Origin of the sequence: Nocardiopsis synnemataformans (assembly GCF_965343085.1) — a bacterium.
GTDB classification, from domain to species: domain Bacteria; phylum Actinomycetota; class Actinomycetes; order Streptosporangiales; family Streptosporangiaceae; genus Nocardiopsis; species Nocardiopsis alborubida.
On sequence record NZ_CBDRFA010000042.1, the window covers coordinates 1 to 14829 of the forward strand.

A 14829-nucleotide genomic window follows, 5' to 3' on the forward strand; every position below is an offset into this window, starting at 1 on the left:
TTCCTCCCCCCCCCCCCCCCCCCCCCAAGGCCCCGGTACAGCGAAGGACCCCCGGATCCCAGGGATCTCGGGGGTCCTTCTCCGTGCCGGCCGCCGGAGGGGCCGCGGTGCGGGTTCCGGTTTACAGGAACTCCGCGAGCTCCTTCTCCAGGAGACGCTTGGGCTTGGCGCCGATGATCTGCTTGACGACCTCGCCGTCCTTGTAGAGGTTCATCGTCGGCAGGGACAGCACGTTGTACGAGCGCGGCGTCTCCGGGTTCTGGTCGGTGTTGATCTTGACGACCTCGATCTTGTCGCCGTACTCATCGGCCAGCTTGTCCAGGACCGGGGCCATCTGCTTGCACGGGCCGCACCAGTCGGCCCAGAAGTCCACCAGGACGGGCTTGTCGCTGGAGAGGACCTCCTCCTTGAAGGTGGCGTCGGTGACGTGCTTGACAGCGGACATGGTTCTCCTTGGTTCGACGGATCCGGGACAGGGGGGCAGAGGGAGGGAGTCGGTGGCGGCGGGCCAAGGGCCCGCCCTCGGCCGGTGGCCGAGGGACGCCTCTAGTTGCCGCGCGCGGCGAGGTAGCGCTCGGCGTCCAGGGAGGCGGAGCAGCCGGTCCCCGCGGCGGTGATCGCCTGCCGGTACTGGTGGTCGACGACGTCGCCCGCGGCGAAGACACCCTCCAGGTTCGTCCGCGTGGACGGGAAGTCCACCTTGACGTAGCCCTCCTCGTCGAGCTCGACCTGCTTGTCGAACAGCTCCACGCGCGGGTCGTGGCCGATCGCGACGAACAGCCCGGTCACGTCCAGGGTGCTGGTCTCGCCGGTCTGGGTGTCGAGCACCTTGACGCCGGAGACGCGCTCCTCGCCCAGGACCTCGGTGACCGCCGAGTTCCAGAGGAAGGTGATCTTGTCGTTGGCGTGCGCGCGCTCGGCCATGATGCGGCTGGCGCGCAGCTGGTCGCGGCGGTGGATGACGGTCACCGACCTCGCGAACCGGGTGAGGAACAGGGCCTCCTCCATGGCGGTGTCGCCGCCGCCGACCACCGCGATGTCCTGGTCGCGGAAGAAGAAGCCGTCGCAGGTGGCGCACCAGGAGGTGCCGCGCCCGGACAGTTCCTTCTCGCCGGGGACGCCCAGCTCGCGGTAGCCGGAGCCGGTGGCGAGGATGACCGTGTGGGCGAGGAAGGTCTCACCGCCCGCGACGACCTCCTTGACCGGCTTGGTCAGGTCGACGGCGGTGACGTCCTCCGGCACCAGTTCGGCACCGAACCGCTCCGCCTGCTTGCGCATGTGGTCCATGAGGTCGGGGCCCATGACGCCGTCGGGGAAGCCGGGGAAGTTCTCGACCTCGGTGGTGTTCATCAGCGCGCCGCCGGCGGTGATGGAACCCTCGAACACCAGGGGTCGCAGTTCGGCACGGGCGGCGTACACAGCGGCGGTGTACCCCGCCGGTCCGGAACCGATGATGATGACATTGCGGACGTCACTCACGCTCGTTGGCCCTTCACACAGTCGCTGCCCTGGCCACGCCGTGTGACCTCAGGGGAAGATGGTTAGCACAACCGATGGTAGGCGCAGGGCATTCCCTTCGGGACATCGCCCCAGGTTACGGGGGCGGGGTATGCGCCACGGGGTCCGTCGCGCGCCTCCCGGGGCCCTCGGTGGAGGAGCCCGCCGACGGCCGGACGGCGTCCGCGCGGCGGCCGGGGATCCCCGGCCACCACGGGAGCGGTAGGGGTTGCCAGCGGCGGTCCCAGCGGCGGTCCCAGCGGCGCGACCCCGGGTACGGCCCGGAAGCCCTCAGGATCTTCGCTGGCGACCGTCCAGGGCCCAGCGCACCCCCAAGGGCGATCACACCCGCCACGAGCCCCCACAGGGCGTTCAGGGCCAAAGCGGCGACGAAGCCGAACGGGTGGGTGAGCGGCCCCCGGAGTTCGCCCAGCATGACCGGGGACAGGACCGCGCTCACCACGATCGAGAACACGGCGTGTGCCAGCCCCGTGCACACCAGCGTGAGCAGCGGTCGCGGAACACGGGTGACCACCACGGCGGCCACCCAGGTGACGGTGACGAGGACGGCCGTCGCCGGCCAGAGGAGGAAGGGCCGGTCCAGCGCCCCGGCGGCGCCGGTGATGTCGACCAGGGGACGCAGCAGGGCGAGCGCCCCGAGGCCCAGCACCAGCGACCACGCGATCCCGGAGAGCGGGCCGTCGGCGGCGGCGCTGTCGGCGGAGGATGGCTGATGGCGGTCCACGGCTACCTCACGGACTCGGGACACGGGCGAACACCCGGGACGGAGAAGAGATGTCCGACACTAGGAACCCGGACCCCGAACGCGCGTCCGCGCACGGTTCCGGGCGGCTACGCGCCGCGTCTCCGGCGGCCTACGTCCGGACGCGTAGCGGCGCGGTCCTCCGGTCCCGCGCCGATCCGGGGCCGGGTCCGTAGAATCGCCGCATGCCCAGTGACCGCCGGGGCGTCGTGGTCGACGCGCTCTTCGGGTTCGCCGTCTTCGCCGTGGTGGCGATCGCGGTCGCCTCCGACGTCAGCGACACGGGGAACCCGTCGCTGGGGTACGGGGTGGCCGCCGTGCTCGGCACGCTCATGCTGGTCCGGCGCCGCTGGCCGGTCGCGGTCCTGGTGGCCACCTCGGTCCTGGTCGTCGCCAACTACGTGCTCCAGCTGCCCATCATCGGCCTGGCCGTCCCGGTGGCCGCCGCGCTGTACTCGGCGGCGGAGGCGGGCCGCACCCTGTGGTCGGTGGTCCTGGCCTCCGCGCTGGTCCTGGTCTCCACCTTCACCCGGTTGCAGGAGGGGCAGGACCCCGCCTACCTCCTGGGGTACGAGCTGCCCACCACGGTGGCGGTCATGGGCGCGGCCACGGCCCTGGGCCACGTGCAGTGGCAGCGACGCCGGGCCGAGCACCAACGCGTGCGGATCGAGGTCCTCGACAGACAGGCGCGCGAGTCCGAGGCGGCCGAGCGCCTGGCGCTCGAACGCACCCGCATCGCCCGCGACCTGCACGACGCCGTGGGGCACCACCTCTCCGTGGTGTCCCTGCACGCGGCGGTGGCCGCGGAGGCCCTGGGGGACGACCCGGCGGACGTGTCCGTCGCGCGCGCCGAGCTGGACCACGTGGCGCGGGCGTCGCGGGCGGGCCTGAGCGAGCTGCGCGCCACCGTGCGCGCGCTGCGCGAGGCCGACCCGGGCGACGACCGGGTCTCCTCCCTCGCGCACCTGGACGAACTGGTGGCGACGGTGCGCGCGGCCGGGGTGGACGTGGAGGTGACCGGGGTCCCCGCTCCAGGCGAGGTGCCGGGGATGGTGGACGCGACCGCCTACCGGATCGTCCAGGAGGCGCTGACGAACACGTTGCGCCACGCGCGCGCCCCTCGGGCGCGGGTGGCCTTCTCCAGGAGGGACGGGATGCTCGACGTGACGGTGACCGATGACGGGACGGCCGCACCGGCCCGGTCCACGGGAGGCAGCGGGCTGGCGGGGATGCGCGAGCGGGTGCGCCTGGTCGGCGGGACGGTGGAGGCGGCGCCCCGCCCCTCCGGAGGGTTCGGAGTGCGCGCGCTGCTGCCGATCGGGGGCGACCGGTGATCCGGGTCCTGCTCGTGGACGACCAGCCCCTCGTGCGCACCGGGGTGCGCGCGCTGCTGGAGCGCGACGAGGGGATCGAGGTGGTGGCCGAGTCCGAGAACGGCCGCGAGGCGCTCGTGGACATCGACCGCCACCGCCCCGACGTGGTCCTGCTCGACCTCCAGATGCCCGCCATGGACGGTCTGGCGGTACTCCGCGAGCTGGAGCGCCGCGGCGACGGCCCCGCGCCCGGAGTCGACAGGTCCACAGGGGCACATGTCGACACGTCGACGGCCCGCGGGATCCGGGTGGTCGTGCTCACCACGTTCGGCGAGGACGACAACGTGTTCACGGCGCTGCGGCTGGGAGCCTCCGGTTTCCTGCTCAAGGACGCCGGTCCGCGGCAGTTGCGGGACGCGGTCCACACGGTGGCGGCGGGGGACGCGCTGCTCTCGCCGGGTGTCACCCGCAGGGTGATCGAGCGCCTCGCCGACACCGCGGTCGCCCCCGGGAGCGGCTCCCGACTGGACGTGCTCACCGACCGCGAGCGCGACGTGCTCGCCCTGGTCGGTCGCGGCATGTCGAACCAGGAGATCGGTGCCGAGCTGCACCTGAGCCCGGCGACCGCGCGCACCCACGTGGGCCGTGTCCTGGCCAAGCTCGGGGTCCGCGACCGGGTCGGCCTGGTGGTGGTCGCCTACGAGACGGGCCTGGTCCGCCCCGGCCGGTGAGCGCACACCCGTGGGCGGCGGGCGGACCCCGCCTCCGCCCCGTTCCGGCGACATGTCGACACGCCGCCAAGGAGACAAGGCGTCAAGGAGACACGGAGCCCAGGGGACGGGATCCCGGGGACGGGTGGCTCCGGAGCGCTCAGGGACCCGTCACGGTCTTCTGGACGAGGACGTTCTGCCCGGGGTCGCCGCCCCGCCCGCAGGCCGGGTCGACCACGTACACCTCGAACCGCTCACCCCGGGGGGAGAACATCACCCACGCGGGGGAGTCCCCGTCGCCGTAGTGGGCGTCGTCGACCAGGGTGAAGTGCCCTCCGAACTCCTCGCCGAGGAGCACCACGCACTCCTGCACGCCGTCGGGCGCCGCCTCGACGGCCAGGAGGCCGGTCTCCGCGCTCCCGTCGGCTTCGCCGTCGCCCCCGGTTCCGGGCGACCCGACCACGGGGGACAGGTCGAGCGTCCGGGCGGCCTGCTCGGCCAGGGTCGCCTCGGTGTAGACGGTCTCGCTCCGCACCACCTGCGGCATGTAGGACTGCGCCGTGTCCGGGGCGTTCTCCGGGCCGTTCTCCGCCAGCGGGGCCGCGACGCCGCTCTCCCCGTCCTGGCCGCCCGGCGTGAGCACACCGTTGAACAGGGCCGCGCCGCCGCCCCCCACGACGATCGCCGCGGCGGCGGCCAGCATCATCAGCCGGGGTGCGCTGAACCTCCGCCCGGTGCGGGGGCGGCGCGTGAGAGGGGTCACCGCGGCGCCGCCGGACGCGGGGCCGCCCCCGGCCGACGGCGGTTCGGCGCCCGGCGCGGCGCACGCGTCGGCGGGAGTGCCCGCAGCGCGCTCGCGCACCGCCTCCGCGACGCGCTGGTCGAGGAGGTCGGCCACGTCCCGGGGCAGGGCGGGAACCGGTGCGGCGGCCAGCGCCTCGGCCACCCCGGTGAGTTCCCCCAGGGTCGCCGCGCAGGTCGCGCAGGTGTCTATGTGGACTGCGACGGTGCGTTCCTCGTCGGGCTCCAGGAGCTCCTCGGCGAAGAAGGCGAGTGCCTCCGCGTCTGGATGGGACGTCACGATGGGTTGGCACCTCCTCTCCCAGTTGTGACGTCTCCGGCCTGTCGAGGGTTCCTCAGATGGGCCAGCGACGGGAGAAGTCTGGCGCGACCTCGCGCACACCTGCTCTTGACCGTGCCCGACGCCACGTCGAGGATCTGCGCGGCCTCCTCCACCCGGTAGCCGAGCATGTCCACGAGGGTCAGCGCCATGCGCTGGTCCAGCGGGAGCAGGTCCAGCGCGGCGTTGACGTCCAGGCGTGTCTCGGTCTGCGAGGCGTGGTCCGGCCCCCCTCCCGCGCGGCCGAGCCGATCGTTGGACATGACGTCCAGGGTCTCGTCCTCGGTCGGGGTGGCCGGGCGCACCTTGCGGCGGCGCAACCGGTCGTGGCAGGCGTTCACCACGATCCGGTGCAGCCACGTGCTCACCTGCGCCTCGCCGCGGAAGCGGTCGGCGGCGCGGAACGCGGACAGGAACGCGTCCTGGAGGGCGTCGGAGGCCTCCTCGCGGTCGCCCATCACGCGCACGGCGACAGCCCAAAGGCGCTCGCGGTGCCGACGCACCAGGACCGCGAAGGCCTGGTCGTCGCCCTGAGCGTGCCTCGTCAACAGCTCCCGGTCAGGGAGCTCCTGGACCGCGTCCATCAGTACCCGATCACGTATCCCGCTACTCGACGCCCCGTACCTCAGCCTCGTAGACCGTCCCCCTCCACTCGCCGGACCCGGCCAGCTCGGTGAACCAGACCACGACGTAGCGGGCCTCGACCGGTTCGTCGAGGGTGACGACCTGGGAGCCGCCCTCGCCCGACCCGACGACCTCGTAACCGTCCTCGCTGTCCGAGTCGGTCTCGCCGGCCAGGATCTGGAACTCGTAGCCGCTGCCGCCGAGGTTGAGGTCCACCTCGTGGACCTCGTGGACGGCGCCGAGGTCGAGCTGGAGTCCGACGCCGGGCTTGATGACGCTGAGCGGGTCCCTGTAGCCCTGGGTGTTCCACTCCGTGGAGGTGTCCCCGTCGTGGGCGCGGCCCGCCTTGTCCGAGTGCTCGTCGGTGTTGCCGTGCGGGTTGAGGCCGCGCGCCCCCTGGATCTCCAGCGGACTCGGCTCCACCTCCCCGCCGCCGTCCGAGGCCTGGTCGCCGCCGCCCTCGGGCGGGGTCTCCTCGCCCCCGCCGGAACTGAACATCGTCCCGACCGTCCAGGCGCCGACGACCACCCCGGCGAACAGCACCAGGGCCAGCACGCCGACCAGGATCTTCTGGAGCGAGGGCTGCGTGCGCGCGGTCCGCTGCTCTATCCGGGAGGGCCCCGACCGCTCACGGATCTCGGAGCCGCCCCGGACGGAGGCGCCGCTCCGCGAGGCGGAGCCCGTCCGTCCGACGGAACCGTGGCGGGACTCCTGGTCGTCCCGCGCGGACGTGCCGCCCCGGGAGTTCCGGGCGCTGCGGCGCGGGCCGGTGCTGTCGAACTCGCCGGTGCGCCGGGACGTCCCGGGCACGGGCGGGGCCGACTCGGCCTGGGTGACGGGCAGGGGGATGAGCCGGGGCACCTCGGCCATGGCCGCGCAGAAGTCGGCCGGCGAGGTGATGGGCGGTCCGGGCACCAGCTGCCCCGCGAGCTGCGGCAGGGCGGCGCGCGTGGTGATGGTGCCCAGGGGTTCGGTGACGCCCTGGCGGATGTGGTGGGGAGGGTAGGGGCCCGCGGGGCCCTCGGGTGCGGCGGGCAGGCCGCTCTGCGGGCCGCCGGGCCAGTGCCCGGTGAGCGCCGCGTAGAGCAGGTTGCCCAGCCCCTGGGCGTCGGTGGCCGCGGGGTCGGGGTTGCCGGCGCCCAGCAGGGCGGCGTCCACGCCGATGCCGGTCACCTTGACCGCGCCGCCGCTGCTCCACATGAGCTTGCTCGGGGTCAGACACAGGTGGTGCAGGCCCCCGGCGTGCGCGGCGGCGATCGCCTCGGCCGCCTCGGCGACCAGTCCGGCGGCGCGCTCGGGTTCCATGGGGCCCTGCGCGAGGAGGTCGGTCAGGGAGGAGCCGATGACCCACTCCTCGACCACGTAGGGGACGGGGGAGGAGTCGTCGGCGTCGAAGACCTGCGTGACGCGGGCGTCGGGGATGCGACTCGTCGCTCGGGCGGCGCGCACGACCTCGGAGGTGCGCGGGAAGCCCTCGGCGAAGGTCCACACGGCCACGGGACGCGCGAGCGTCTCGTCGGTGGCCTTCCAACGTGTGGCGCCGCCGGTCTCGCTCACCACTTGGTCGAGGCGGTAGCGGTTGGCCAGCTTCGCACCGGGTTCGATGAGGAAGGTGCTCATGATGGGAGTGACGGGTGCCAGTGCCGTGGTCTCGCGTGCGTCCGTGCTCCCTGGCCGTCTGCGGACCGGAGCGGTACGGGGTGCGCGCGAGGGGTCCGTCGGCCCTGCCTGCTGTCCCCAGCCTCCCTTCGGGCAGTTCGGTTGAACAATGCGGTAGCGGTAAAGCGATGCCTGTCCATGCTAGGACGCGTGAACAGCATCTTCGGAGGACAACGGATACTCGGCCACCTTCCGGTGCGTAACGGAGCGGGTCCGCCCAACCTCAGCTATTCCTGGTGATCAGCGGCGTCGCAACCGGGTTTTGAGCAAATCGAGGAATGATGTGACTTCTGTCGCATTCAGGAGCTTTGCGGTCACCACGAACAGCACGGCCCCGGCGACGCCTCCCGCCGCCATCGCCGCCAGACCCGGCCAGACCTCGCCCGGCAGGTCTCGGAAGAGGTAGATCATCGCCACCCCGAAGACCGCCGACGGGACGGCGGCCAGGTGCAGCCGGAGCAGGGCGGCCGCGGTCCGGCGCCCGTCCAGGCCGTTGAGCCGCCGGTGCAGCATGTACCACATGACGACGGAGCCGACGATGTAGTACAGGCCGTACGGTACGGGAAGCCACACCACGACGTGCTGCGGTTCCACAAGGAACAGCAGGCCGATCGCCGTGGTCGCGTGGGCGATCTCGGAGGGGATCGACACCAGGGCCGGGGTCCGGGTGTCGCCCAGAGCGTAGAACACGCGCATCTGGAGTTGGAAGAGCGTGAACGGGATCAGCATCACGCAGAAGACCATGAGGATGCGCCCGATCGCGGCCGCGTCCTCCGCGCTCGTGCTGCCCTGCGCGTAGATCAGCACGCAGAACGGGACCGCGAAGACGATCATCGCGACCGAGAGCGGCGCGATCAGCACCGAGGACAGCCGGAAGCCGCGCGAGAAGTCGCTGCGCACCTGGTCCTTGCGGCCCGCTGCGACGTGCTCGCTCATCCTGGGCAGCAGCGCGGTGATCACCGAGACCGCGATGACCGCGTACGGGAGCTGGAAGAGCATCGACGCGAACTTGTACGCCGCGATGCCCGCGCCGGAGTCGAAGCCCGCCTCGGCGGACAGGGCACCCGCGCGGGTGGCCACGTTGGTGGAGACCAGCGCCCCCACCTGCGCGACGACGATGTAGAGCATCATCCACGAGGCGGCTCCGGCCGCCTCGCCCAGGCCGGAGCCCCGCAGGTCCAGGCGCGGGCGCCAGCGGAAGCCCGCCGCGGCCAGCGCCCACACCAGGACGGCGGCCTGGACCACCTGCCCCAGGGCCGTGCCCAGCCCCAGCAGCATCAGCTGGCCGTCGGTGACGGTCTCGGGGGTGCGCCCCGGGCCGGCGAGGTTCAGGAACCACACACAGACGCCGATGATGACCAGGTTGTTCAGCACCGGCGCCCACATGGGCGCGCCGAACCTGTTGCGCGCGTTGAGCATCGCGCTGGCCAGCCCGCTCGCGCCGATGAAGAAGATCTGCGTGACCAGGTACCGGGCCAGGACGACCGAGACCTCGTACTGGGCCCCGGAGAAGCCGCCCGCGTAGATGCGGATGAACCACTCCGCGACCAGCACCGACACCAGGGTGAGGGCGAACAGCACCAGCAGCATCAGGGTGACCAGGCGCTGCTCGACGCCGTTGCCCCCGTCGGCGTCCAGCTTGCGCCGCTTGACCAGGAACGGCACGAACACGCTGGCCAGCAACCCGCCGATGAGCAGGTCGTAGATCATGTACGGGACCATGCCCGCCGTCTGGTAGGCGTCGCCCAGCAGCTGGGTGCCGATCGCCGCCGCCAGGATGATGGTGCGTACGAACCCCGTGACACGGGAGACGATGGTGCCCAGCGCCATGATCGCGCTCGACCGGGCGAGGTTGCCCGGCGCCGTGTGGGAGGTACCGCCGATCTCGTCGCCGTCCTCCAGACGGTCGGCGGTACCCACGTCACCGATGTCGCTCGGATCCCGGAGCGTGCGCAGCCCGGTCTCGGGCTCGGTGCCAGGCTCCTCGCGCTCGTAGGTGTCGAGCACGTCCTCCGGCATCACCATGGCGGGCCGTCGCCGGGGTCTGTCCCCGTCGGGCGGATCGGCGTCCCCGGGGAACGTCTGCTGCGGCAGGTCGCTGGACACCGTCGTGCTGTCCTTCACTCTCGTTCGGGCGGCTTCGGGGGCCTCGGCGGGTCAGAGCCGGGGGAGGGGGTCACGGCATCAACGACGCAGCCGGGCGCGGATCAGTTCCACGGCCCCGGTCAGCTCCGGGACGCGCAGCAGCCGCGCGCACCCCAGGAAGAGCAGCGCGCCCAGGACGCATCCGGCGGCCGGGGCACCGACGTAGGTGGCCAGACCGGGGCCCACGTAGGTGTCGAAGGCCCAGAGCACACCGAGGCCGGCCGCGATGCTCGGGACGGCGGCCAGGTGCAGGCGCAACAATGTGCCAATGACGTGCTTGCCGTCAAGCCCCCCGATGCGCCGGCTCAGCACGATTCCGGCGATGGTCAGCCCGGACAGGAACGAGACCATGAAGCCCGCGGCCACGCCCACGACCACCAGGTTCGGCGGAAGCACCAGGTAGGACGTCAGAGCCAGGGCGCTGTGCACGGCCAGGTTGGCGATGCCGATCATCGCGGGGGTGCGGGTGTCGCCCATGGCGAAGAACACGCGCAGCATGAGCTGGAACACGGTGAAGGGCACCAGGCCCAGCGACATGACCGCGAGGATCTGGCCGATGCTCTCCGCGTCGTCCACCGAGATGGACCCGCGCGCGAAGGCCAGGACGGACAGCGGCTCGGCGAACATCGCCACCGCGAAGGCGGTCGGCACCAGCACGAACGCGGAGACGCGCAGGGTGCGGGAGAAGTCCGCGCGGACGGCGGCCCAGTCGTGGTCGTCGGCGTGGGCGCTCATCCGGGGCAGCAGCACGGTGATGAGGGAGACCGCGATGATCGCGTACGGCAGCTGGAAGAGCTGGTACGCCAGGTTGTAGGCGCTGATGCCCGCGCCGACGTCCAGGCCCTCCCTGATGCTCGCCACGTTGGCGGCGTTGGCGATGTTGGTGGTGATCCACAGCCCGGCCTGGGTGAGCAGGGTGTAGAGCATCATCCACCCGGCGGTGCGCACGGCCTCGCCGAGCCCGGAGCCGCGCAGGTCCAGGCGGGGGCGCCAGCGGTAGCCGGTGCGGGACAGGGCCACGAACAGCACCACCGCCTGGAGCGCCATACCGGCCGCGGTGCCCGCGCCCAGCAGGGTCAGCTGGCCGTCGGTGACGGTCTCGGGCGTGCGGCCCGGACCGGCCACCCACAGGAACACGCCCGCCACGCTCATGATGACGAGGTTGTTCAGCACCGGGGCCCACACGGCCGCGCCGAACTTGCCCCGGGTGTTGAGCATGGCGCTCAGCAGGCCGCTCATGCCCACGAAGAAGATCTGCGCCAGCAGGTACCGCGCGAGGTAGACCGAGGCGTCGAACTGGACCGGCGTGAACCGGGAGCCGTACAGCCAGATGAGGAACTCGGCTGCCGCGATCGCGACCGCGGTGAGCAGCAGCAGCGCCAGCAGCGTGGTGGTGAACAGGCGGTCCTCGGTGGCCTTGCCGCCGTCCGCGTCACGCTTACGCCGCTTGACCAGGAACGGGATGATGACGCTGGCCATCAGCCCGCCGATGAGCAGGTCGTTGAGGATGAAGGGGATCGTGTGCGCCGTGTGGTAGGCGTCACCGAGCAGGTGGGTGCCGATGGCGGCGCCGAGCACGATGGTGCGGGCGAAGCCGGTGATCCGGGAGGCCAGGGTGCCCACGGCCATGATGGCGCTGGAGCGCATCATGCCGCCGCCGCCCGACCCTGTGTCCCCGCCCTGGTCGGAGCCGCCGCCGGAGTCCCCTCCGGACCCGTCCCCGGGGGCGGGTCCGGAGTCGGTGACGGGACCCGGCACCTCGCCCTCCTCGGAGGTGGGCGCGGGGCCGCTCCCGGGGCGGACCGCGCTCGGGAGCGGGGCTTGCGGCTGGGGGCGTCGGCGGTGCTTCCCGCCGCCGTTCGAAGAGTCGGTGACCACCGTGGATCAAGCTTCCTTTCGTCCGACTGGGGAATGTCCGGCCGCGGCGCCGTGGTCCGGCGTCCGCGGGTCGGCCACGCGGGTGCGGGCCGCGTGCGCCGACATGGAGACGTGCGGGTGTGTCGACATGGCGTCCTGTCGGTAGGGAGCCATGTCACCCTCTCCGGAACCGCTGGGTCACGTTCCCGTGCCCTCGCGGCCCCGTTCCGCGCCGCCCGGCGCCGCGGCTGGGGAGTCGGCTTCCTCGGGGCCGGAGGGGCCCTCCGGCCGTTCGGCGTCCTCGTCCCCGTCCGCTTCCTCGGACGGGGAAGCGTCCTCCGTCGGGGAGGGGCCCCCGGCCGTGTCGGAGGCGGTGTCCCGGTCCGCCGCGGAGGGGTCGCCCCCGGGCGGATCGCCCTCGGACGGGTCCTCGGAGGACGTTCCCTCGGAGTGTGGGACGTCCCCGGGGTCCGCGGTGTTCGCGCCGTCCCGGTCCGCCCCGGCGGCGGTTCCCGCGGACTCGGCGGTTCCGGCAGCGGCCTTGCGGCGGACCCACTTGCGCAGCGCGCGCGGGGCCAGGGCCGCGACGAGGATCAGCAGGCCGATACCGCTGATGGCCAGCGCCTGGGTGCCCAGACCGGTGGCGTTCACCGGGATCTCGACGTCCTGGCTGCTGATCGGCTCACCCTCGGAGTTCTGTAGGCCCACGTTGAGGACGGTGCGGCCGTTGACCCGTGCCGACAGCGGAATGTAGACCGTGGTCCTGGTGCCCGGCTCCAGCTCGAAGGAGTGGTTGTACTCGCCGACGCTCAGGCGGTCGGAGTTCTCGGAGAAGACCGACAGGTTCACGAAGACGGTCTCCTCCTCCAGGTCGTTGGCGACCAGGATGCCGGTGGTGCCGGTCCGGCTGGCCAGGGTGACCGGCTCGCCGGGGATGACCCGCACGTCGTTCATGCGGTCCTGCACGTCCTGGGCGACCAGGGAGCGGGTGGCGCCCGCCATGGCCTCCTCCTCCCGCCAGTACACCGACTCCAGGCGCAGCAGCGCCGGGCGGAACGGGTCGCTGTCGCCGACCAGGACGCTGTTGAACAGGCGCACGTCCCGGCTCACGTCCTCGACCAGCTCCAGGTAGGTGGAGCTGAGCTCCTCCCCGCGCGCGCTGTCGGGGTAGGTCAGGGACCGGCGGGTCCGCTCGCGCTCACCGGCGTCGGGCAGCCCGACCTCGTCCAGTCTCTGCGGGGACAGCCACGGCAGGTCCTCGGAGGCGGCCAGCACGCCCCGGGCGAACTCGGCGCCGGGGTTCCAGTCCGGCTCCGGCGAGGCGACGACCACCCGGTCGCCCCCGGCGTTCTCGCCCGCGATCATCGCGGTCTCGGCGGCGAAGCGCTGGAGCGCGAGCTCGGACTGGCCCGGCTCCCCGGTGGGCATGGACAGCACGTCGGTGACGCCCTCGTCGGCGACCAGCGCGAACGGCTCCTCCGAGGCCTCCTCCTCCGGCGCGGGCAGCGGGGCCTGCGCGGTGGGGGTCGTGGACATCCAGGACGCGGCGGGCAGGGCGTCCTCGTCCAGCAGGAAGCGGGTCGCGCCGTGCGAGGCGAGCAGCTGGTGGACACCCTGGTCCATCAGGCCGTTCGGGGGCAGGGCGAAGGTCTCGTCGGCCTCCGTCTCCAGCGCCCGCAGGACCGCCTCCTGGCCGACCCTCAGGGCCGCCTCGGCGTCGGAGCCCATGTCGTGCCGCAGCAGGGCGGCCAGGTCGGCCCGGGCGTAGGGGGTGGCCACGACGTTGTCGGCGGCCAGCACACGGCGGGCCTCGCGCAGCCACACCTGGGCCGCCTCGTTGGCCTCCGCGTCGTTCCGCACGGGTTCGGACTCGGCGGGCACGGCGAGGGGGTCCTCCACGACCGAGTGCCCGGAGGAGGCCATGCGCAGGATGTCGTCGAGAGTGCCGGGGTCCACGGCCCAGGTGACCGGCACCCCCTCGGTGCGCTCGGTGACCTCCTCGGCGGACCCGTCCTCGTCCTCCGCGTTCTCCGCGCCCTCGCCGGTGGCCTCCTCCGTGGGGAGGGCCTCCGCGGTCTCCTCGGCGGTGGCGGTGCCCTCGGAGGGCTCCTCGGACTCCTCGTTCAGGCCCAGCAGCTCGACCAGGTCCTCCTCACCGGCCTCGAAGGACACCGGTGTCTGCGCCCCCGCGGCCAGCAGGCGGCCCAGGCGGCCGTCGGCGGTGACCGACGAGTGCAGGTCGTCGTTGAGGAAGGTGTTCTCGTCCGCGCGCTGGGGCGGCGCCATCAGCGGCCACACCCAGGCGATGTCGACGGAGGGGACGTCGTCCCCCCCGCCCGTGTAGGGGAGGAAGGTGTACTGGGAGCCGATGACCTGGCCGTCCCCGTCCACGGCCTCGACGACCAGCGGGTACACGCCGTAGGAGTCCAGGCCCAGGTCCTCGACCGGCGCGCTCAGGGAGTACGCGGCGCTGGCCTCGGGGGCCAGCGCCGCGGTGACCTCCTCGTCGGGCCCCGACGCGTTGGGCTGCCAGCCCTCTCCCGAGGCGAACTCGTCCAGTTCGCCGCGGTCGCCGAAGGGGTGCCGCGAGTAGCTGAGCCGCACGCTGACGTCACTCAGGTCCTCGGAGGTGGTGTTGGTCACCTCGCCGGTGACCCGCAGGGTGCTGTCCTCGTCGGCCGCGTCCGGTGTGACGCGCTCGACGACGAGCGGATCGGCCGCCCCTTCGGGCTCCGCGTTCGCGGACGTGGCCGGTATCGGAAGCAGCGCGGTGGTGAAGGCCATGACCACCGTCGCGGAGGCAAATCGACGCAACGCTTGACCGGTTTCCTGACTCGGGTCCAGGTGGCCGTCCCACCGGTGACGCGGTGCGGGGGGACGGTCGGAAGTACCCGCACGGCGCACACGGCGTACGCGGGTCGGGTGGACGCGGGGCAACCGGGGCGTCCTACCACTCCCCCCGAAGATACCGCCTTCCCCGTGCGTGGAGTCGGGTCGCGGCCGCCGCGCGGCGTGTGCGGGGAACCGGGTTCCCCACCGAGCGGCGGCGGTCCGCCCAGACGGCCCTCGATCCGTGTACGGCCCGGTACCGGGGGGTGGAGACGATTCGCGGTTTGCTTCGGGCGCCGCCTAGTCTCGTGG

General features: G+C 72.8%; 11 protein-coding genes. 2 read left to right on the plus strand and 9 right to left on the minus strand.

What is annotated here, in order from left to right:
* Window positions 1-121: 121 nt before the first annotated feature.
* The 3 genes from trxA to ACSIH6_RS23025 all read right to left on the minus strand — a co-directional run bounded on the left by trxA (window position 122) and on the right by ACSIH6_RS23025 (window position 2266).
* Window positions 122-445: a thioredoxin gene (gene trxA, locus ACSIH6_RS23015; RefSeq protein ID WP_435110389.1), complete on the minus strand. Its 324-nt coding sequence runs from the start codon at window positions 443-445 to the stop codon at window positions 122-124.
* Between the two features lie 101 nt (window positions 446-546).
* Window positions 547-1479, minus strand: a complete 933-nt coding sequence (gene trxB, locus ACSIH6_RS23020; RefSeq protein WP_061080800.1) for a thioredoxin-disulfide reductase — start codon at window positions 1477-1479, stop codon at window positions 547-549.
* Window positions 1480-1594: 115 nt separating this feature from the next.
* The gene (locus ACSIH6_RS23025; protein ID WP_435110391.1) at window positions 1595-2266 is read right to left on the minus strand and encodes a hypothetical protein; all 672 of its coding nucleotides are present in this window, start codon (window positions 2264-2266) and stop codon (window positions 1595-1597) included.
* 179 nt (window positions 2267-2445) lie between these two features.
* Here ACSIH6_RS23025 and ACSIH6_RS23030 point away from each other — a divergent pair, with 179 nt between their 5' ends.
* Window positions 2446-3594 carry a sensor histidine kinase gene (locus ACSIH6_RS23030; protein WP_435110392.1) on the plus strand — a complete coding sequence of 383 codons (1149 nt, stop codon included), beginning with the start codon at window positions 2446-2448 and terminating at the stop codon, window positions 3592-3594.
* The gene (locus ACSIH6_RS23035) at window positions 3591-4304 is read left to right on the plus strand and encodes a response regulator (RefSeq protein WP_435110393.1); all 714 of its coding nucleotides are present in this window, start codon (window positions 3591-3593) and stop codon (window positions 4302-4304) included. The genes ACSIH6_RS23030 and ACSIH6_RS23035 overlap by 4 nt, the downstream gene beginning before the upstream one ends.
* A 139-nt stretch (window positions 4305-4443) precedes the next feature.
* Here the strand turns inward: ACSIH6_RS23035 and ACSIH6_RS23040 are convergent, their stop codons facing one another.
* The 6 genes from ACSIH6_RS23040 to ACSIH6_RS23065 form a co-directional block, all read right to left on the minus strand.
* On the minus strand, window positions 4444-5364 hold the full coding sequence (locus ACSIH6_RS23040) for an RsmA family anti-sigma factor (RefSeq protein ID WP_435110394.1): 921 nt from the start codon (window positions 5362-5364) through the stop codon (window positions 4444-4446).
* Entirely contained in the window at window positions 5361-5987 is a 627-nt protein-coding gene (gene sigM / locus ACSIH6_RS23045) for an RNA polymerase sigma factor SigM (protein WP_435110395.1), read from the minus strand. The genes ACSIH6_RS23040 and sigM overlap by 4 nt, the downstream gene beginning before the upstream one ends.
* Before the next feature lie 22 nt (window positions 5988-6009).
* A complete protein-coding gene (locus ACSIH6_RS23050; protein WP_435110396.1) occupies window positions 6010-7647 on the minus strand; it encodes a protein kinase family protein in 1638 nt (545 codons plus the stop codon).
* Window positions 7648-7926: 279 nt separating this feature from the next.
* The gene (gene murJ, locus ACSIH6_RS23055; protein ID WP_435110434.1) at window positions 7927-9711 is read right to left on the minus strand and encodes a murein biosynthesis integral membrane protein MurJ; all 1785 of its coding nucleotides are present in this window, start codon (window positions 9709-9711) and stop codon (window positions 7927-7929) included.
* A 159-nt stretch (window positions 9712-9870) separates the two neighbouring features.
* The gene (murJ, locus tag ACSIH6_RS23060; protein WP_435110397.1) at window positions 9871-11709 is read right to left on the minus strand and encodes a murein biosynthesis integral membrane protein MurJ; all 1839 of its coding nucleotides are present in this window, start codon (window positions 11707-11709) and stop codon (window positions 9871-9873) included.
* 177 nt (window positions 11710-11886) lie between these two features.
* Window positions 11887-14502 carry a DUF6049 family protein gene (locus ACSIH6_RS23065; RefSeq protein WP_435110398.1) on the minus strand — a complete coding sequence of 872 codons (2616 nt, stop codon included), beginning with the start codon at window positions 14500-14502 and terminating at the stop codon, window positions 11887-11889.
* Between the last annotated feature and the right edge of the window lie 327 nt (window positions 14503-14829).

What these genes read in the sequence shown, in the direction of transcription:
- ACSIH6_RS23050 (WP_435110396.1), bottom strand. Translation starts at nt 7,647, where the DNA reads ATGAGCACCTTCCTCATCGAACCCGGTGCGAAGCTGGCCAACCGCTAC.
- trxA (WP_435110389.1), bottom strand. Translation starts at nt 445, where the DNA reads ATGTCCGCTGTCAAGCACGTCACCGACGCCACCTTCAAGGAGGAGGTC.
- ACSIH6_RS23030 (WP_435110392.1), top strand. Translation starts at nt 2,446, where the DNA reads ATGCCCAGTGACCGCCGGGGCGTCGTGGTCGACGCGCTCTTCGGGTTC.
- murJ (WP_435110434.1), bottom strand. Translation starts at nt 9,711, where the DNA reads ATGGTGATGCCGGAGGACGTGCTCGACACCTACGAGCGCGAGGAGCCT.
- sigM (WP_435110395.1), bottom strand. Translation starts at nt 5,987, where the DNA reads ATGGACGCGGTCCAGGAGCTCCCTGACCGGGAGCTGTTGACGAGGCAC.